Origin of the sequence: Flavobacterium sp. (assembly GCF_031537875.1) — a bacterium.
Classification (GTDB): domain Bacteria; phylum Bacteroidota; class Bacteroidia; order Flavobacteriales; family Flavobacteriaceae; genus Flavobacterium.
Map to the genome: position 1 here is coordinate 87,188 of NZ_JAVKNB010000003.1, position 18,878 is coordinate 106,065.

Genomic DNA, 18,878 nt, shown 5'->3' on the forward strand with positions numbered 1-18,878 from the left:
TTAACCCAACAACTTTTTACTCACGCGGCTACTTGCAATTAACGAAGCGATAAATCCTAGCGATACAATTGTTCCTAAAACAATCAAAACATTTTCTACTGTAAAAACTACCGGATAGGCTAAAGTAGGCGTAATCATAATTAACTGAAATTGTTGCTGAAGGATTACAATTCCAATACCTAAAACGAGTCCGATGCAGCCGCCAAAAACACTCAACAAAGTGCCTTGAAGCAAGAATATTTTGCGTAAATCCTTAATTTCTACTCCCAAGTTGAATAAGGTTTTTAGGTTTCCTTTTTTGTCTAAAATCATCATGATTAGTGCGCCAATCAAGTTGAAAAGCGCCACCACAATTACCAAAGTAAAAATCAAATACACTGCAATATTTTCGGTATTCAACATTTTATAAAGCGATTCGTTCAGTTGCGCTCTGTTTTTTACCGTAATGGAATTATTGAAAATGGTTTGTAATTGCTCGATGATTGCTTTTTCGTTGGCTCCCTTCTGTATTTTGATTTCTAATCCCGATACTTGATTGGGTTGGTATTCCAACAATTCTTGGGCAAGACCCAAATCAGCAAAAACATATTTGGAATCCAAATCTTCGTTGATGGTATAAATCCCAATCGGTAATAAATCGGATTGATTGAAAGCTTGTTCCGGATTTTCGATGGCACCTTTCCCAGGTTTTGGCACAAAAACCTGTAATGGTCTATTGAAGTCCAATAATCCCATGGAGAATTTCTGCGCAATTCCGTAACCCACTACTACTTGATTCGTATTTTGCGCGAGCCACTGACCGTTAAAAAGATTTTTTTCAATCGGGTTGACTTTGGTAAATAAACTGTCAATACCTTTTAAATAAGTTACTTCTTGTTTGCCGTCAAAGGTAAAAAGTACTCTTTCCTCAATAATTTTGGAATACGAAACGAGTCCGTCAATTTGTTTGATTTGACGTTCTTGTTCGGGCGTAATCAAAATGGATTTTCCTAAAGTAGAGTTGAGTTTAAAGTCGGGATCAATCGCATTGGTAAACGAAAGACTAAATTCTTTCAGTCCGCTAAATACCGACAGCACTACAAACAGGGCTAACGCGCCAATGATAATCCCCATACTAGCAATACGATTAATGATGTTAATAGCATTGTTTTTGCTAGTACTGATGCTGTATCGTTTGGCTATATAAAGAGGGAAGTTCAATTTAAAACTGTCTGCGTTTTTCTAAAAGATCTCTGTTTTCAATTGGGTTATCTCTGTTAGCTAATGCCTTGTCAATCTTTTCGATATAGTCCAAAGAATCGTCAATAAAGAAAACCAAATTAGGTACTTTACGCAATTGCAAACGTACGCGTTGCGACAAATCGTGCTTAATTAATGTAGTATTGGTTTTGATAGCCACTAAAGTTTCTTGGGCTTTCTCCTGCGGGAAAATGCTTAAATATACCGTGGCAACAGATAAATCCGAAGTCACCGCCACCTTGGATACGGAAATAATCAAATTGGTTATTCCATTTTTTCTCACTTCACCTTGCAGGATATCTACCAAATCTTTTTGGATAACGCCACCTATTTTTTTCTGTCTATTTGTTTCCATGATGCAAAAATACTACTTTTAAACTTTATTCGAACAAATTTTAAATCGAACCAAAATTTTGAGAAGCTATTCCTGCTTTACGCTATATCTTTCCTGCCGAACCCCGGCAGCAAAGGATGTCGCTTAAATCAGGGCTAGGAGTTTCGTTTTCAGTTCCCGAATACAATTATAAACCCAAATGATGCAAAGACACTCCTTTTCGATTTATGACGCCTCAGCCGGTTCTGGAAAAACCTACGCCTTGGTCAAAGAATATTTAAAAATTATCTTGACTTCGCACAAAAATGATGCGTATCGCAATATCCTAGCCATTACGTTTACCAACAAAGCGGTACACGAAATGAAAAGCCGTATTGTAGGAAGTTTGTCCGATTTTGCTTCTGATACTCCTTCGCCAAAATCTCAGGATTTGATGCAGGATTTGTCTGTGGATACTTCGCTGTCTATTATCCAAATCAAAACCAAAGCACAACAAATCATCAAGCACCTGATTCATAATTATGCGGCTTTTGATATTTCGACTATTGATAAATTCACTCATAAAGTAATTCGTGCCTTTGCACACGATTTGAATTTACCCATGACGTTTGAGGTCACTTTAGATACCGAAAATTTATTGATTGAAGCCGTAGATGCTATTATTGCTCAGGCTGGCGAAGACGAAATTTTGACGAATTTATTAGTCGATTTCACCATGGAAAAAACCGACGATGATAAATCTTGGGACATTTCTCGTGAAATTCTAGAAACGGGAAAATTAGTTTTGAATGAAAACAACCGAAATGAAATCACTCATTTTCAAGATAAATCCATTACCGAATTTCTCGAAATTAAGAAAAAACTCGCTGTTGTTTGTGAGGATTTAGAAAAAGAAACCACCGTTTTAGGAAACGAAGCGGCGTCGTTAATTGAACAAAATGGCATTGACGTAAAATCGTTTCCAAGAGGTACTTTTCCGAATCATATTGCGAGTATTCAAGAAGGAAAATTCAATCCTAAAAACAAAATGTTTCACGAAGCGGATGATATTGCTATCAACAAAACAGCGCAAGACCGTGATTTGATTGAAGCTATTATTCCTGATTTATTAGCTATTCTATCCAAAGTGTATGCCTTATTTGAAAAGATTCATTTTTACAAAGCCTTCTTAAAAAACATAACGCCTTTGTCATTGTTGAATACCGTTAGTAATGAATTGGCTAAGATCCAACAAGAACAAAATATTCTTTCTATAACCGAATTCAATGCGTTAATTCATCGAGAAATTCAAAACCAACCGGCTCCTTTTATTTATGAGCGTTTGGGGGAACGCTACCGCCATTTTTTTATAGACGAGTTTCAGGACACTTCTGAAATGCAGTGGCAAAATTTGATTCCGCTTATTGATAATGCACTTTCCGGTCAGGACGAATACGGAGATAAAGGGACTTTGATGATTGTGGGCGACCCGAAGCAATCCATTTACCGTTGGCGTGGCGGAAAAGCAGAGCAGTTCATCGAGTTGAGTAAAGACCAAAATCCATTCAATAATCCCGATAAAAAACTAACACAATTAGAATACAATTACCGTTCGTATTCGCAAATAATTGAATTCAACAATAGCTTTTTTAAATTAATAGCTAATGAATTTCAGCATCCTGATTACAAAGATTTATATGAAAATCACAGCCACCAAAAAGTAAATTCCAAAACAGGAGGCTATGTCAATATTTCGTTTCTGCCAGATACAGCGGAAACGGAAGAAGAAGCATTGGACAAAACCCAAATGTACGTCGAAGCCACTTTGGAAACCATTAATAAGGTAGTTGAAAAAGGCTTTGAATACAAAGACATCGTTATTCTGACTCGCAAGCGCGGTCAAGGAATTGCTGTAGCAAATTATTTAACAGAGCAAGGCGTTCCGTTATTGTCATCCGAAACTTTGATGATTCAAAATGCGACCGAAGTCCGTTTTATTATTCATTTGCTAAGATATTTGAAAAATAGCTCAGACATTGATGCTAAAGCCCATTTTTTGCAGTATTTAGCACTGCATGCTCAAGATGAATTACCCGTGCATGATTTTATTGCCAAAGGCAAAGAATTGGTTCAAGAAACCGAATTTGAAAACTGGTTGTTGCAATTTAATTTAGACTTATCGTTTCAAAATCTCCGAAAAAAATCCTTGTATGAAGCGGTGGAGATTATGGTGAGTAAGTTCTTGAATCCGGAACTTCGTGCCTCTAGTTACGTACAATATTTTCTAGACATTGTATTAGAGAGGGATATTCGCAATCAAGCAGGAGTCGCTGATTTCTTGGATTTTTGGGACAAAAGCGGTGAAAAGTTTAGTATTCCGTCACCTGAAGGTACTAATGCCGTTCGAATAATGACCATCCACAAGTCGAAAGGATTGGAATTTCCAGTGGTAATAATGCCTTTTGCTGAAGAAGATTACAGCCGAAAACCCAAAGATAAATTATGGTTGAATGCCGAAGAAGAAACCGTTGGATTGCCTAAAGTACTAATTGACAACAGTAGTGCAGTTGAGGGATTTGGAGAAGATGCTTTGGAATTATACACCATTAAAAAACAGGAAGAATTATTAGATAATATTAATGTATTGTATGTTGCCTTAACCCGAGCAGAAGAGCAATTGTATATTATTTCAAGCAAAAACCTATCCAATAAAGGCGAGCTGCCTAAGAACAATATGTGTGCTTTTTTTATTAATTATTTGATAGCGCAAGATTTATATGATAACGATAAACTCGAATATGAATTGGGTAATGCAGCTAAATTATCTTCAACTGAAAAACATAAAGACGAGTCTAAAACTATTCCTGTTGTCAATGCAATTTTAGATGCAAAGAATATTAAAATCGCTCAGCGAGAATCTCTAATGTGGGGGACACATCAACAAGAGGCTATTGAGTATGGCAATTTGATACACGAAATTTTATCATTTGTAAAAACCAAAAACGATGTGGATTTGGCTATTACTAAAGCCCTTGAAAATGGATTGATAACCTTAGCTCAAAAACAGCTGGTGCATCAAACAATAGTCGAAATTGTGGAACATACCGCCTTGAAAAATCATTTTGCTGAAGGGAATCGAGTGATGAATGAGCAAACGATTATTCAAAAAGAAGCAAGAACTATTAAACCGGATCGTATGGTAATTACTCCAGATAATACATTGTTTTTATTGGATTATAAAACAGGCGCTCCGAATCCAAAATATGAGTTGCAATTGACTAATTATCAATATGCAATTGAAGATATGGGATATAAAGTGGTTGAAAAAGCATTGATTTATATTGGAAAAGAAGTAGTCGTGGTTCAATTTTAATGTTTTTCTTATAAAAAACTAAAGAATTCAAATTTTCTCTAATGCCTTGTTACTAGTGCTAGGACTATTGATTTTAGATGTGAAAAATGTATTTTAAGAGGTTTAAATAGAAGATTTGTTGTCATTTGTTTTGTATTTCTGAAATTTGATTCTATTTTTGTTAAGAAATATAAAATTATTTGTTAAAATCATTAATTAAAAAATAACTATGAAACAACTTAACAAAATTCTTATCGCTGTTGTATTAATTATCGGATTAAATGCTCAAGCACAAGATAGTAAAAATCCATGGGCAGTTTCTTTTGGAATGAATGCTTTGGATACAAGAACAAGTGCAGGAGGAGGAAGTAGCTTTTTAGATTCTCATTTTTCGGATGCTTTATCTGTAAAAAAGAATTGGAACATTGTACCAACAATTTCTTATATTGGAGTGTCTAAATATGTTGGCGATAATTTTTCTATTGGATTGTCTGCTTCTTTTAACAAAGTGAGTAAATATGTTAGCCTTGTAAATTCAAATTACGTAGTTTCAAATCCAGGGGATGTTACTTTTTATGGAATTGATGCAAACGTAAAGTATAGCTTTCAAACTTTAATTAAATCTAAAGTAATAGACCCATCTATCTCATTAGGCCTTGGGTATTCAGTATTGGGAGATAATACATACCAAACAGTTAGTCCAGGTGCTGGAGTTGTGGTATGGGTTTCTGAAAATATAGGTTTAGAACTTTCTTCAAAATATAAAAAATCTTTTGAAAGCAGAGAGTTTAATAGTCATTTTAATGCGCCTTCTATGTTGCAACATTCAGTAGGGTTAGTAATTAAATTTGGCGAATAAAGTTAGATTATTAAAATAGTTTAATAAAAAACACCCTTTTAGGGTGTTTTTTATTTTTACAAAGTGTAGTATTAATTTTACTCACAAATAAGTGTCTGATTTTCAAATCTTTAATTTTTTTTTCTAATTAATTATTTTGTTATTAGACATTTAGGTACTACTTTTGTGTAAATAACTAAAAAGTAATTTAAAAAAATCAAGTATGAAACATCTTAACAAAATTTTTGTTGCTGCGATGGTGGTAATGGGTTTAAGCTCACACGCACAAGACAGTAACAATCCTTGGGCACTTTCTTTCGGAGTTAATGCTCTTGACACTAGAACTAGTGCTGGTGGAGGAAAAGATTGGTTTAACAACCATTTTTCTCAACCATTATCGGTAAAAGATAATTGGAATATTCTTCCTTCTATATCTTATATTGGTGTGTCTAAATATGTAGGTGATAACTTCTCTTTTGGAGTTTCTGGGTCAATTAATAAAATGAGCAAGTTTGTAACTAATAGTCCGTCAAAAGGATATGTAGTTTCTAACCCTGGAGATTTAATGTATTACGGAATTGATGCTACTGTAAAATACAGTTTTCAATCATTAATCAAATCTAAAGTAGTTGATCCTTCTCTTTCTTTAGGTGGAGGTTATACTTTTCTTGGAGATACTAGTTTTGGAACTATTAATCCGGGAGCTGGTTTAACTTTATGGTTCTCTGAGAATATAGGTTTAGAATTGGCTACTAAATACAAAAAATCTTTTGGAGACAGAACAATTGGTACTGCTGTAAATCAACCTTCTTTATTTCAACATACTGCCGGTCTTGTTTTCAAATTTGGAGGTAAAGACACAGATAATGACGGAATCTACGATAGAGAAGATGCTTGTCCACAAGTTGCAGGTTTAAAACAATTCAACGGATGTCCTGACACTGATGGAGACGGAATTATCGATGGAAGTGATGCTTGTCCAGAAGTTGCTGGTTTAGCTGCTTTAAACGGATGTCCAGATGCTGATGGGGATGGAGTTACTGATGCAAAAGATGCTTGTCCAGAAGTTGCTGGTTTAGCTGCTTTAAAAGGTTGTCCAGATGCTGACAAAGACGGAGTTGCTGATAAAGATGACAAATGTCCTTCAGTTGCAGGTCCTAAAGAAAATGCAGGTTGTCCATGGGCAGATACTGATAAAGATGGAGTTGCTGATAAAGATGACGAATGTCCAGAAGTTGCTGGTCTTGCTAGCAATAAAGGATGTCCTGAAGTTACTGCGGCAGTTTTAGAAAGTGTTAAAGTTGAGGCTAAATCAATCTACTTTAATTCAGGTAAAGCTACTTTTAAATCAGAAGATGTTCCAGTAAAAATCGAATCAATCTCAAGTTTACTTAAACAATATCCAAATGCTAAATTTAGTATTGAAGGACATACAGATAGTGATGGTTCAGATGCATTTAACCAAAAATTATCTCAAGAAAGAGCTGACGTAGTTAGAAATGCATTAATCGAAAGAGGAATGAAAGCAGCTAACTTAACTGCTGTTGGTTATGGAGAAAGCAAACCAGTTGCTTCAAACAAAACTGCTGCTGGAAAAGCTAAAAATAGAAGAACTGAAGTAGTATTACAAAAATAATATACTTTAAATATTTTTTAGAAAACGCCCTGATTTATCAGGGCGTTTTTTTATTTTTATAGAATGACAAATACTTCATTTTTAGATAAAATTGCAGCAGTACTAATTGAGAATTATTCTGATAAATTATCAGATACAGTTGTGATTTTGCCCAATAAAAGAGCCAAGGTTTTTTTGATTGAAGCTATCAAAAATCAGGTAAGCCAAACTGTTCTTTCGCCAGAGATAACTAGTATTGAAGATTTTGTACAAACTATTGCAGGGATTCGTTCCATCGATTCTATTGAATTATTATTTGAGTTTTACGAGGTGTATTTGTCGATTACTCCTTCTGCCCAACAACAATCTTTTGAGCTTTTTGCTAATTGGGCTAAAACCCTTTTGCAAGATTTTAACGAAATTGATCGCTATTTATTAGACCCCTCTCATGTATTATCCTACTTGAAAGATATTGAAGATATTAAAAAATGGGGAATAGAAGTCGAAGACAAAACTCAGTTGCTCGAAAATTATATTGATTTTTGGAAGTTATTGCCCAATTATTACCAATCATTATACGATCATTTACTAGCTAAAGGAATCGGTTACCAAGGATTGATTTATAGAGAAGCGGTTAAAAACCTAATTCATTTTTTAAACTCTGTTCAGAACAAACAATTCATTTTTGCCGGATTTAATGCTTTAAATGCTGCCGAAGAGAAAATTGTTCAAGAGCTTTTAGCTGTGGGTCAAGCCAAAATTTATTGGGACGCTGACCAAACCTTTCTAAACGATCCGTATCATGATGCAGGGCTGTTTTTACGTCGATTCAAGGAGAATTGGAAACACTACAAGTCACATCCATTTGAATGGATTGTAAATGATTTTTCAGCTACCAAAAATATTCAAGTTATTGGTACACCAAAGTCTATTGGTCAAGCCAAAATTGCAGGAAGTATTTTGGAACAAACCATTGAAAATCATCCTGAAAAATCCTTAGATAAAGTGGCTGTCGTTTTAGGCGAAGAAAGTCTATTAGTTCCGTTGTTGTATTCGTTACCGGCTTCGGTTGGCGCTTTGAATATAACCATGGGGTATTCGGCAAAGAATAATCCCGCTCAGATTTTGGTAGCCAAATTATTCAAAATGCATACCAATTCGTTATCCAGAAACAACAAAGGGTATGTATTGTATTATAAAGAGGTGCTTGATGTATTGACTCATCCACTTGTAGAATCTTATGCCCAAACACGGGAATTAGTCGCTCTTATCAATGATAACAATTATACCTTTATCACGCACCAAAAACTATTGGATCTGAATCCAAATCCGAGTGAGCTATTCTTATTGTTGTTTCAAAAATGGGAAACGGGTGCTGTCCCTGTTTTAGAAACTATTATCAGTTTGTTGCAAACCATAAAAAGTAATTTGAGCAACGACAATGAAGAGGAAAAAATCACCAAAGCCTTTGTTTTTGCTATTTTCAAAGTGATTAATAAACTGATAACGTATTATTCCAAACACCACCATATTGACAAGATTGAAACTTTGTATGCTATTTACAAACAAGTTATCGATGTGGCTGAGGTCTCTTTTGAAGGTGAACCGTTGAATGGTTTACAAATTATGGGAGTTTTAGAAAGTCGGGTTTTGGATTTTGACACTGTCATCGTTACCTCTATGAACGAGGGGAATTTCCCTGCAGGTAAATCTTCCAATTCGTTTATTCCGTATGATGTAAAACGTGAATTAGGTTTGCCAACGTTCAAAGAAAAAGACGCGATTTATACCTATCATTTTTACCATTTATTGCAACGTGCCACTAACATTTATTTGCTATACAATACCGAAAGTGAAGGGCTTGATGCTGGTGAAAGAAGCCGATTCATCACCCAATTGGAAGTTGAAAAGCAAACCAATCATCATTTGACGAAAGAAATGTACAATGCCCTTTTGCCTGAAACAGCCTACGTTCCAATGGAAGTACCAAAATCAGAAGCGGTGATGCTGCGATTGAAAGAAATTGCAGCACAAGGTTTTTCTCCTTCGGCATTGACCAAATACATCAGAAATCCGATTGATTTTTATTTTCAACGAATCCTTCGCATTCGAGAAGTGGAGGAAGTTGAAGAAACGATTGCGGTAAATACTTTAGGGACGATTATACATGAAACTTTAAAAACGCTATACGAACCATTTATCGGGCGGTTAATTTCTGAATTTGATTTGCAAAATTGTTTCAAGCAAATTGATGCCGAAGTATTGAAACAATTCAAATTGGTGTACAAAGAAGGCGAAATAAAAAAAGGGCGCAATTTGTTGGCTTTTGAGGTAGCAAAACGCAACGTATCCAATTTCTTAAAAGTCGAATTAGAAAGCGTTAAAAAGGGGGAACAAATCCAAATTATTGCTTTGGAACAAACCTATGAAAGACTTTTAGAACACCCTAAATTACCTTTTCCAGTTTTAATTAAAGGAAATGTGGACCGAATCGAAAATCGCGATGGAGTCATCCGAATTATTGACTATAAAACAGGGAAAGTAGAAAAAGGGACAGTGACATTGCGCACCTGGGATGATTTAACTCTTGATATTAAAAACGAGAAAATCATTCAAGTTTTAGCGTATGCTTTTATGTTTGAAAAAGAGGCGAAAGGCTTACCCATTGAGGCCGGAATTATCTCCTTCAAGAACTTAAAAGCGGGTTTTTTACCTTTTAATTTTAAATCAGGAAAAGAGGATCAAACTCGTGTCGATGATGCAATTATGAATGATTATTTGGAACAAATTGTAGTTTTGCTTACAGAAATTTTAGATGCAACGATTCCGTTTAAAGAGAAAATATAAATGAATGAAAGGTTAAGAAAAATCGCAAATGCTTTTGAGTTTTTTAAAAGTACAGTTCCAATTAATTTGGGTGCGAGTCTTTTTATTGGCTTTTTTGGAGGGCTAATTGCCTTCAATTATTCATTTTTGAGTTTTGGGCTTATCTTATGTCTGGTATTGAAAGGGGTTCGAAATGAAAACGAATATTTATTTTACTTCAACAATGGGGTTTCCAAAAAGCAACTTTGGATGTATTCTTGGGTTTTTAGTTTCCTTACTTTAATAATCGGCATTTTTATTTTGAACTTTATACTGCGTTTATTTTGAAAAAACATCTTTTAGAAATAGACAGTATTCAGAAAAATTTTGGTCACCAATCCATTGTTTCAGATGTGTATTTGAAATGTGAAACGGGAGATATTATAGGGATTTTAGGAAGAAATGGTTGTGGAAAATCGACGCTTTTAAAAATTATTTTCGGGGTAGTCTCTGCTGATTTTAAATTTGTTCGCATCGATGGGAAGGTGCAATTAAAAGCAGAAGCTTTATTTCGAGACATTAGTTATTTGCATCAAGATAGTTGTATCCCAAAATCACTTTCGGTAAAAAAAGCCATTCAGCTCTCCATTCCAAAAGAAGAGTTGCTGGATTTCTATGCAGATGAAATGATTCATAACATTCGGGATAAAAAAACTAGACATCTTTCGGGAGGCGAATTACGTTATTTGGAAATCAAATTAGTGCTTAGAAATCCCTCAAAATTTGTCTTATTAGATGAGCCTTATAATGGATTGTCTCCACTTATGGGAGAAAAAATCAACCAATTAATTCTTGACAATTCGGCTCGAAAAGGAATTATTATTACCGACCATAATTATCAAAATGTAATTTCAGTAGCGACACAATTGACCTTGATGAAAGAAGGAAAATTACATTATTTAAAAGATAAAATAGAGTTAGTTGAGAAAGGGTATTTGAATTCCGAGATGCTTTAAACCGACTTAAAAAAATGCAATAATTCTGTTTGAAGTGCTTGTTGATTTTCAATGTGCGACATGTGTCCGTCTGGGAAACTCAACAATTGAACTTGGGTGCCTTCTATTTGTTCTTTAGTTTCTTCGTAGTTTAAAACAGGATCTTTTTTTCCTAAAATCAATACTTTAGGATAAGGGGTCAAATGCAATAGCACTTCTCTGTCCATGCGAATTTTCATTCCTTCTAACGAAGCTACAATTCCTTGAAGCGGCGTTTTTAGGGCTTCTTTTTTTACCTCATTAATCGCTTCAGCAAGACGTTCTCTGTTTTCTTCGCTAAATAAATTAGAAATGGATAACGAAATGAAATTTTGAAACGATTGTTTTACGGCTTTGATGGCGCGATCCCGATTGGTTTTGCGTTCGGCACTATCAGCTCTTGAAGTCGAATTTAATAACACTAGACCTTTTACCACATCTGGATACAATTCGGCAAAAGCCAAAGCCACATAACCGCCCATTGAGTGACCCACAAAAATGGCTTTTCGGATGCGCAATTCAGATAACACTCCATGAACTGCATCGGCATTATTTTCCATAGAATGTACGTAGCCCATGCATTCTGTTTCACCATGTCCTAATAAATCAATGGTAATGATTCTGAATTTTTTGCTCCATTCCGGAATAAAAGCATTCCACATCTTTTTGTTTTCCAAAAAACCATGCAATAAAACTATTGCCGTTCCTTTGCCTTGTTCGGTGTAGCTAATGGTGGTGTTTTTGAAATGAAGTGTTTTAGTCATGCGAGCAAAGGTAAATTATAAACACAAAAGGCGCAAAATTTTTCCATAGTGTTCACAAAGAATTGTGAATTAATCTTGTCATTCTGAACTTGTTTCAGAATCTCCGTTTAAGTAGAGAAGCTGAAACAAGTTCAGCTTGACAAATAAAGATAAAAAAAACGGCTCACTTTCGTAAACCGTCTTAACCGAAAACTGTCAACAGACAACTTTTAACTATTCATTAAATTTTCTATTTCCTCCACTTCAATTGGAATGTTGCGCATCAAGTTGAAAGGCGCCCCTTTTTCTTGTACTACCACATTGTCTTCTAAACGAATCCCAAAACCTTCTGCTGGAATGTAAATCCCTGGCTCAACCGTAAACACCATATTGGCTTGCATTGGTTCGGTTAAGATTCCGTAGTCGTGTGTATCTAACCCCATGTGATGCGAAGTACCGTGCATAAAATATTTTTTATAAGCAGGCCAATCAGGATTTTCGTTTTGAACATCGGCTTTGTCAATCAATCCCAAACCTAATAATTCAGATGTCATTACTTTTCCTACTTCAATATGGTATTGTTTCCATAAAGTGCCGGGAGTTAGCATTTGAGTAGCTTCATTTTTGACACGTAAAACAGCATTGTACACTGCTTTTTGTCTTTCTGTAAAACGACCCGAAACCGGAATGGTACGTGTCATATCACTTGAATAATTAGCGTATTCTGCGGCAACGTCTAGTAAGATTAAATCGCCGGCTTTACACACTTGGTTGTTTTCAATATAGTGCAACACATTAGCATTATTTCCTGAAGCAATGATTGGTGTATAAGCAAAGCCTTTCGAACGATTGCGAAGGAATTCGTGCGCAAATTCCGCTTCAATTTCATATTCGGTTACATCAGGCTGTACAAAAGACAAAACTCTTCTAAAACCTTTTTCGGTAATATCGCAAGCTTTTTGGATTAACTCTAATTCTACATTTTCTTTTACAGAGCGCAGGCGTTGCAATATCGGATTGCTTTTGGCTACAGCATGTGCAGGATACTTTTCTTTCCACCATTTTACAAAACGAGCCTCACGAGTTTCGGTTTCTACCGTAGCACGATAATGCTCGTTGGTGTTGATGTAGATTGTTTCCGAATGTGTCATTAATTCAAATAATACTTTTTCAAACTCGGTTAACCAATACACGGTTTTGATTCCCGAAACTTCAAAAGCGCGTTCTTTGTTTAGTTTTTCACCTTCCCAAACGGCAATATGATCATTGGTCTCTCTCAAGAAAAGGATTTCTCTTTGATGTTCATAAGGTGCATCTGGAAAAAGCAACAAGATACTTTCTTCCTGATCTACGCCACTTAGGTAAAAGATATCACGGTGTTGCGCAAAAGGCATGGTGCTATCGGCACTAATAGGATAAATGTCGTTCGAATTGAAAACCGCTACACTTTTTGGCTTCATTTGAGCCGTGAATTTAGCGCGGTTTTTTATAAATAAATTACGGTCTATTGGATGGTATTTCATACTATTTTGAAATTTATTAGACTACAAATCTAATCAATCCATTTGTAATATCTAGCACCAATTAGATTTGGATTTTCATTTTCTACGCGGTCTAAAATCCATTCGTTTTTAGGTGTTTGAACACTTTGTTTTTGTTCTTTTTTATGGAGTTTTTCATAGGTAGCAAAATCAATTTCATGGCTTTGTTCCAAAGTTTCAAACAGTTGGGCTTTGGCTACAGCCAATTGCCAATCGGCTTGAATGGTACCTTCAAAAACTTTCGACTTCGAACCACTTCCATAGGCTAAGAAACCAAATTTTTTGCCTGAAATTTTTGCATTCGTGTTGGCAAAATGCGATAAAGTTGAAAGGAATCCCATAAAAATAGAACCGGTGTATAAATTTCCAATCAATGAAGAAGCAATTTCTGCAGGCTGTAATTTTTGTGCTACAAACTGGCGGTATTCTTCCGATTTGCTTACTTCTTTTAATTGATTTTGGTAGTCGGCAGGAGCTTCGTCACCCGAAAGAATTGGAGTAGTTGCATCCAGCGCATAGATTTCAGACAGCATGCGGCGTCCTTGAAACGAATACGGCAAGTGCATGATGATGCTTTCCCAAGTTGAATATAGCGTTTCAGTAGTATTTTTTAGTTTTTTGAATGAAAAATACGCATTGCGCGTACGATCCATATAACATTGATTGGAATATTGACCGTCAAAAACGGGTTGGTCTTTGTGAATTTCAATTTCGGACTCTAAATTGTCAAACCAAGAATCGTTTGAACTGTTACCTGTGATGGCTTCTTTTGCAATCGTTCGGTATGGCTTGAAGAAGTCAAAAACACCTTTAGTACTAGTTGCCCATTCGTTTTCAAACGCAATTATTTTAGGATTGGCAGTGACTAACATCGCTAAAGCTCCCGCTCCTTGGGTATATTCGCCTGTCGAATTCAAATCGTATTTGGCAAAATCAGTAGTGACAACAATGGCTTTTTTAGTTGGATTAAGTCGTACAAAATCCAAGCAGTTTTGCAAGGCATCGACTCCGCCAATACACGCAAAAGTAAAATCGACTACATCACATTCGGATAAAACGCCTTCTCCAAATTTTTGTTCCATCAAAGCAATCAAAAAGGAACTAATCGGTTTTGAACTGTCAATAGCACTTTCGGTACCGACATAAATTCTTGAAATTTCGCTAAGGTTGATTTGATAATCAACAACCAATTTGGTTAAGGCATTGGCACCAAAAACAACTGTATCTTGATGCGCGTCGGGCAAAGTCATTTTAATCAATCCGAGTCCTTTTTCTAGTTTTTCGGGTTCGATATTTCGGGCATTTGCCAACGATTTTATAGGTAAATGTAGTTGAGCAACGTCAAAAGCAATAGCGTCAATTCCTGTTTTCATCATTTTTATTTTGAATCAGTAAAATTAAAATTAGCCTCTCGAATAGCAATTATTTTAACACGATAAAATAAGCCTCGACAGTATTTTTATGGATTTTAGAATGAATCCAAATAAAAAATAACAATTTAATAATTTTATCCGATTTTCACTGCTGATAAATATGGATTTTTGATTCCGATAAATTTGGGAATTGTTTAAGTATATTTGGTTTCAAGGCTTGATAATTAGCAATTTATTAGTGTTTTCACTAAAACACTTTAAAATCATTATAAATAACAACGAAAAGGTTGTAGTTGAATTCTATTTCTCCTATTTTTGTCTCACTATTTAATAAAAATTTATTCAAATTATTATGGCAAAATCTGCAATTCTAAAGTCGTCTCTTGCAAAGAAATATTGGATGGCTTTTACAGGTTTATTTTTATGCTTGTTCCTATCGGGGCATTTAGCAGGGAATCTTCAATTAATTTTTAGTGATGCGTTACATTTCAATCAGTATGCATTATTTATGACGACTAACCCAGCCGTAAAAATTCTATCTTACATTACTTACATTTCTATTTTATTCCACGCAATTGATGGAATTGTATTAACTGTTCAAAACAGAAAAGCTAGACCAATTGGTTACGCAAAGACTGATGGTTCTTCAAGCTCATTTTCTTCAAGAAACATGGCGGTTTTAGGAACTATCATTTTAGTTTTTATTGTAACACACATGGTGAACTTTTGGGCTGTAATGCATTTTGACAAAAATATGCCATTGCAAACTATTAGTATTGGTCAAGCAGGTCAACAACAAGAGTATTATTTGACTACTGATGGAGGGTATCTTCCAAAAGCACAAGTAGACCAACAAATGATTAAAATTGAAAACAGAACCGAGTTCTTCGATGCTGCTGCCAATGTTAAAATCAAAGAAGGGTACAAAGATTTGCACAAGATTACTGTAGCGTTCTTTAAAGATCCAAAAACAGGATTGATTGCCACTATTTTATATGTAATTGCAATGATTACTTTGGCATTCCACTTACTTCACGGATTTCAAAGTGCATTCCAATCATTGGGATTGAATAATCCAAAATACACTCCAGCGATTAAAAAATTCGGAGCGGCATTTGCGATTATTGTTCCGTTATTGTTTGCTATTATTCCAGTTTACATTCACTTTTTCTTAAAATAATCAACATCAGAAGATATTATGAAGTTAGATTCTAAAATACCAGAAGGTCACATTTCACAGAAATGGACTGATTACAAAGACCATTTAAAATTAGTTGCGCCAAACAATAGACCAAAAATTGATATTATTGTTGTTGGTACTGGTTTAGCAGGTTCGTCAGCTGCAGCATCGCTTGCTGAAATGGGTTATAATGTAAAAGCATTTTGTTTCCAAGATTCACCACGTCGCGCGCACTCTATTGCAGCACAGGGAGGAATTAACGCAGCAAAAAACTATCAAAATGATGGTGATAGTACGTATAGATTATTTTACGACACAATTAAAGGTGGAGATTATAGAGCACGTGAGGCTAACGTACATCGTTTAGCGGAAGTGTCTGGAAATATTATTGACCAATGTGTGGCGCAAGGAGTTCCTTTTGCAAGAGACTACGGCGGAATGTTGGATAACCGTTCTTTTGGAGGTACACAAGTGCAACGTACTTTTTATGCTGCAGGACAAACAGGACAACAATTATTATTAGGAGCTTATTCTTCTTTGTCAAGACAAATTGGTATTGGACGTGTTGAAATGTTCAATCGTCACGAAATGTTAGACTTGGTAAAAGTAGATGGAAAAGCTCGTGGAATTATCGCTCGTAACTTGGTTACAGGAGAAATTGAAAGACATTCAGCTCATGCTGTTGTTATTGCATCAGGAGGTTACGGAAACGTTTATTTCCTTTCTACAAATGCTATGGGAAGTAACGTTACGGCGGGTTGGAAAATACACAAACAAGGAGCATTGTTTGCTAACCCTTGTTTTGTTCAAATTCACCCAACTTGTATTCCTGTTCATGGAACGAACCAAGCTAAATTGACTTTGATGTCAGAGTCGTTGCGTAACTCTGGACGTATTTGGGTTCCTAAGAAAAAAGAAGATGCAGAAGCAATTCGTGCAGGAAAATTAAAACCTACTCAATTATCTGAAGAAGAAAGAGATTATTTCTTAGAGCGTAAATATCCTGCATTTGGTAACTTAGTACCTCGTGATGTAGCTTCAAGAGCTGCAAAAGAAGTGTGTGACGAAGGTAGAGGTATTGAGGCTAACGATACTAACGAAGGGGTTTATTTGGACTTCTCTTCTGAAATTCAAAGCAAAGGAAAACAAGCGGCTTTCGCCAAAGGAAATCACCATCCAACTCCAGAAGAAATTACAACTTTAGGAAAAGAATGGTTGAAAGAAAAGTACGGTAACTTGTTTACGATGTACCAAAAAATTACCGATGAAAATCCGTATGAAACACCAATGAAAATCTATCCAGCGGTACACTATACTATGGGAGGTGTTTGGGTGGATTACAACTTACAGTCTACTATTCCAGGTTGTTTCGTAGCAGGAGAGGCTAACTTCTCTGATCACGGAGCGAACCGTTTAGGAGCTTCGGCTTTGATGCAAGGTTTGGCTGACGGATATTTTGTATTGCCTTATACTATTTCAAACTATTTAGCTGATGATATTCGTACAGGAAAAATCTCAACTGATTTGCCAGAATTTGCAGAAGCAGAAAACAGAGTAAAAGATATCATCAACCAATTCTTGAATAATAAAGGTTCTAAATCAGTGGATCATTTTCACAAACGTTTGGGATTGATTATGTGGAATAAAGTAGGTATGGGTAGAAACGAGGCTGGATTAAAACAAGCAATTGAAGAAATTGCTGCTTTGAAAGCAGAATTCTATAAGGAGGTAAACGTACCAGGAAGTGCTGATGAATTGAATCCGCAATTAGAGAAAGCACTTCGTGTGGCTGACTTTATTGATTTGGGTCAATTGATGGCAATGGATGCGTTACAACGTAACGAATCTTGTGGAGGTCACTTCCGTGAAGAATATCAAGATGCAGAAGGAGAAACACTGCGTGATGATGAAAACTTCTCATTTGTGGGTGCTTGGGAATATAAAGGTGATGACATCACTCAATCTGAGCTTCATAAAGAAGAATTGAAATACGAGTTTATCAAAATTGCAGCTAGAAATTATAAATAATAGAATTATGTCTTCAGCAAAAAATATCAATATAACCCTTAAAATTTGGCGTCAAAAAGACTCTAAAGCAAAAGGACAATTAGAAACCTACAGTTTGAATGAGGTTTCTACAGCAAGTTCATTTTTGGAAATGTTAGACCAATTGAACGAACAATTAATCAACGAAGGAACAGAGCCAATCGCATTTGATCACGACTGTCGTGAAGGAATTTGTGGAATGTGTTCGTTATTCATCAATGGACGCGCACACGGGCCAGACTCAGGCGTGACTACTTGTCAATTGCACATGCGTATGTTCAAAGATGGTGATACTATCTTTGTAGAGCCATGGAGAAGTAGAGCTTTCCCTGTAATCAAAGATTTAGTGGTGGACAGAAGTTCATTCGACAGAATCCAACAAGCAGGAGGTTTCGTATCAGTAAATACTTCAGGAAATACTATTGATGCTAATGCTACTCCAATTGCAAAAGATGATGCTGATAAAGCATTCGAAGCAGCAGCTTGTATTGGTTGTGGAGCTTGTGTAGCTACTTGTAAAAATGGTTCAGCAATGCTTTTCGTTGGAGCTAAAGTATCACAATATGCGTTGTTGCCACAAGGTAAAGTAGAAGCGACTACACGTGTATTGAATATGGTGCGTCAAATGGATGAAGAAGGATTTGGTAACTGTACCAATACTGGTGCTTGCGAAATCGAATGTCCAAAAGGTATTTCTTTAGAGAATATCGCACGTATGAACAGAGAATATTTAGTAGCGAGCGTTAAGTAATTTAGTTTCGCCTCAATATCATAAACGCATTCCGTAATTGGGATGCGT

General features: G+C 35.6%; 13 protein-coding genes. 8 read left to right on the forward strand and 5 right to left on the reverse strand.

Translation table 11 applies throughout. From position 1 onward, the window contains the following. Together RMR09_RS01300 and rbfA are read right to left on the reverse strand one after the other, a co-directional pair. Nucleotides 1–1,200: an FtsX-like permease family protein gene (locus RMR09_RS01300; protein ID WP_310594032.1), complete on the reverse strand. Its 1,200-nt coding sequence runs from the start codon at nucleotides 1,198–1,200 to the stop codon at nucleotides 1–3. A gap of 1 nt (nucleotide 1,201) precedes the next feature. Next, nucleotides 1,202–1,594, reverse strand: a complete 393-nt coding sequence (gene rbfA / locus RMR09_RS01305) for a 30S ribosome-binding factor RbfA (protein ID WP_310594033.1) — start codon at nucleotides 1,592–1,594, stop codon at nucleotides 1,202–1,204. A gap of 181 nt (nucleotides 1,595–1,775) precedes the next feature. Here rbfA and RMR09_RS01310 point away from each other — a divergent pair, with 181 nt between their 5' ends. The 5 genes from RMR09_RS01310 to RMR09_RS01330 all read left to right on the forward strand — a co-directional run bounded on the left by RMR09_RS01310 (nucleotide 1,776) and on the right by RMR09_RS01330 (nucleotide 11,178). Continuing rightward, entirely contained in the window at nucleotides 1,776–4,925 is a 3,150-nt protein-coding gene (locus RMR09_RS01310; protein ID WP_310594058.1) for a UvrD-helicase domain-containing protein, read from the forward strand. Between the two features lie 208 nt (nucleotides 4,926–5,133). Continuing rightward, the gene (locus RMR09_RS01315; protein WP_310594034.1) at nucleotides 5,134–5,763 is read left to right on the forward strand and encodes a hypothetical protein; all 630 of its coding nucleotides are present in this window, start codon (nucleotides 5,134–5,136) and stop codon (nucleotides 5,761–5,763) included. A 202-nt stretch (nucleotides 5,764–5,965) separates the two neighbouring features. After that, nucleotides 5,966–7,378 (forward strand): OmpA family protein, encoded by a 1,413-nt coding sequence (locus tag RMR09_RS01320; protein ID WP_310594035.1) that lies wholly within the window; start codon nucleotides 5,966–5,968, stop codon nucleotides 7,376–7,378. Between the two features lie 63 nt (nucleotides 7,379–7,441). Beyond that, on the forward strand, nucleotides 7,442–10,204 hold the full coding sequence (locus tag RMR09_RS01325; RefSeq protein WP_310594036.1) for a PD-(D/E)XK nuclease family protein: 2,763 nt from the start codon (nucleotides 7,442–7,444) through the stop codon (nucleotides 10,202–10,204). 302 nt (nucleotides 10,205–10,506) lie between these two features. After that, the gene (locus RMR09_RS01330; RefSeq protein ID WP_310594037.1) at nucleotides 10,507–11,178 is read left to right on the forward strand and encodes an ATP-binding cassette domain-containing protein; all 672 of its coding nucleotides are present in this window, start codon (nucleotides 10,507–10,509) and stop codon (nucleotides 11,176–11,178) included. On the opposite strand, the gene RMR09_RS01335 is transcribed toward RMR09_RS01330, so the two are convergent. From RMR09_RS01335 to RMR09_RS01345, 3 genes are all read right to left on the reverse strand, one after another. After that, nucleotides 11,175–11,960: an alpha/beta hydrolase gene (locus RMR09_RS01335; protein WP_310594038.1), complete on the reverse strand. Its 786-nt coding sequence runs from the start codon at nucleotides 11,958–11,960 to the stop codon at nucleotides 11,175–11,177. The two genes, RMR09_RS01330 and RMR09_RS01335, sit on opposite strands and share 4 nt — an antisense overlap. 209 nt (nucleotides 11,961–12,169) lie before the next feature. After that, the gene (locus RMR09_RS01340) at nucleotides 12,170–13,462 is read right to left on the reverse strand and encodes an aminopeptidase P family protein (protein ID WP_310594039.1); all 1,293 of its coding nucleotides are present in this window, start codon (nucleotides 13,460–13,462) and stop codon (nucleotides 12,170–12,172) included. Nucleotides 13,463–13,491: 29 nt separating this feature from the next. Continuing rightward, a complete protein-coding gene (locus RMR09_RS01345; RefSeq protein ID WP_310594059.1) occupies nucleotides 13,492–14,853 on the reverse strand; it encodes a hydroxymethylglutaryl-CoA synthase in 1,362 nt (453 codons plus the stop codon). Nucleotides 14,854–15,205: 352 nt separating this feature from the next. On the opposite strand from RMR09_RS01345, the gene RMR09_RS01350 reads away from it, so the two are divergent. From RMR09_RS01350 to RMR09_RS01360, 3 genes are read left to right on the forward strand one after another with little or no spacing between them, the layout of a single operon-like run. Continuing rightward, entirely contained in the window at nucleotides 15,206–16,033 is an 828-nt protein-coding gene (locus RMR09_RS01350; RefSeq protein WP_310594040.1) for a succinate dehydrogenase cytochrome b subunit, read from the forward strand. An 18-nt stretch (nucleotides 16,034–16,051) separates the two neighbouring features. Then, on the forward strand, nucleotides 16,052–18,061 hold the full coding sequence (locus RMR09_RS01355) for a fumarate reductase/succinate dehydrogenase flavoprotein subunit (protein ID WP_310594041.1): 2,010 nt from the start codon (nucleotides 16,052–16,054) through the stop codon (nucleotides 18,059–18,061). A gap of 7 nt (nucleotides 18,062–18,068) precedes the next feature. Continuing rightward, nucleotides 18,069–18,830, forward strand: a complete 762-nt coding sequence (locus tag RMR09_RS01360) for a succinate dehydrogenase/fumarate reductase iron-sulfur subunit (protein ID WP_310594042.1) — start codon at nucleotides 18,069–18,071, stop codon at nucleotides 18,828–18,830. Nucleotides 18,831–18,878: the final 48 nt, after the last annotated feature.

What these genes read in the sequence shown, in the direction of transcription:
- RMR09_RS01345 (WP_310594059.1), bottom strand. Translation starts at nt 14,853, where the DNA reads ATGAAAACAGGAATTGACGCTATTGCTTTTGACGTTGCTCAACTACAT.
- RMR09_RS01340 (WP_310594039.1), bottom strand. Translation starts at nt 13,462, where the DNA reads ATGAAATACCATCCAATAGACCGTAATTTATTTATAAAAAACCGCGCT.
- RMR09_RS01310 (WP_310594058.1), top strand. Translation starts at nt 1,776, where the DNA reads ATGCAAAGACACTCCTTTTCGATTTATGACGCCTCAGCCGGTTCTGGA.
- RMR09_RS01350 (WP_310594040.1), top strand. Translation starts at nt 15,206, where the DNA reads ATGGCAAAATCTGCAATTCTAAAGTCGTCTCTTGCAAAGAAATATTGG.
- RMR09_RS01315 (WP_310594034.1), top strand. Translation starts at nt 5,134, where the DNA reads ATGAAACAACTTAACAAAATTCTTATCGCTGTTGTATTAATTATCGGA.
- RMR09_RS01320 (WP_310594035.1), top strand. Translation starts at nt 5,966, where the DNA reads ATGAAACATCTTAACAAAATTTTTGTTGCTGCGATGGTGGTAATGGGT.
- RMR09_RS01360 (WP_310594042.1), top strand. Translation starts at nt 18,069, where the DNA reads ATGTCTTCAGCAAAAAATATCAATATAACCCTTAAAATTTGGCGTCAA.
- RMR09_RS01355 (WP_310594041.1), top strand. Translation starts at nt 16,052, where the DNA reads ATGAAGTTAGATTCTAAAATACCAGAAGGTCACATTTCACAGAAATGG.
- RMR09_RS01325 (WP_310594036.1), top strand. Translation starts at nt 7,442, where the DNA reads ATGACAAATACTTCATTTTTAGATAAAATTGCAGCAGTACTAATTGAG.
- RMR09_RS01335 (WP_310594038.1), bottom strand. Translation starts at nt 11,960, where the DNA reads ATGACTAAAACACTTCATTTCAAAAACACCACCATTAGCTACACCGAA.
- rbfA (WP_310594033.1), bottom strand. Translation starts at nt 1,594, where the DNA reads ATGGAAACAAATAGACAGAAAAAAATAGGTGGCGTTATCCAAAAAGAT.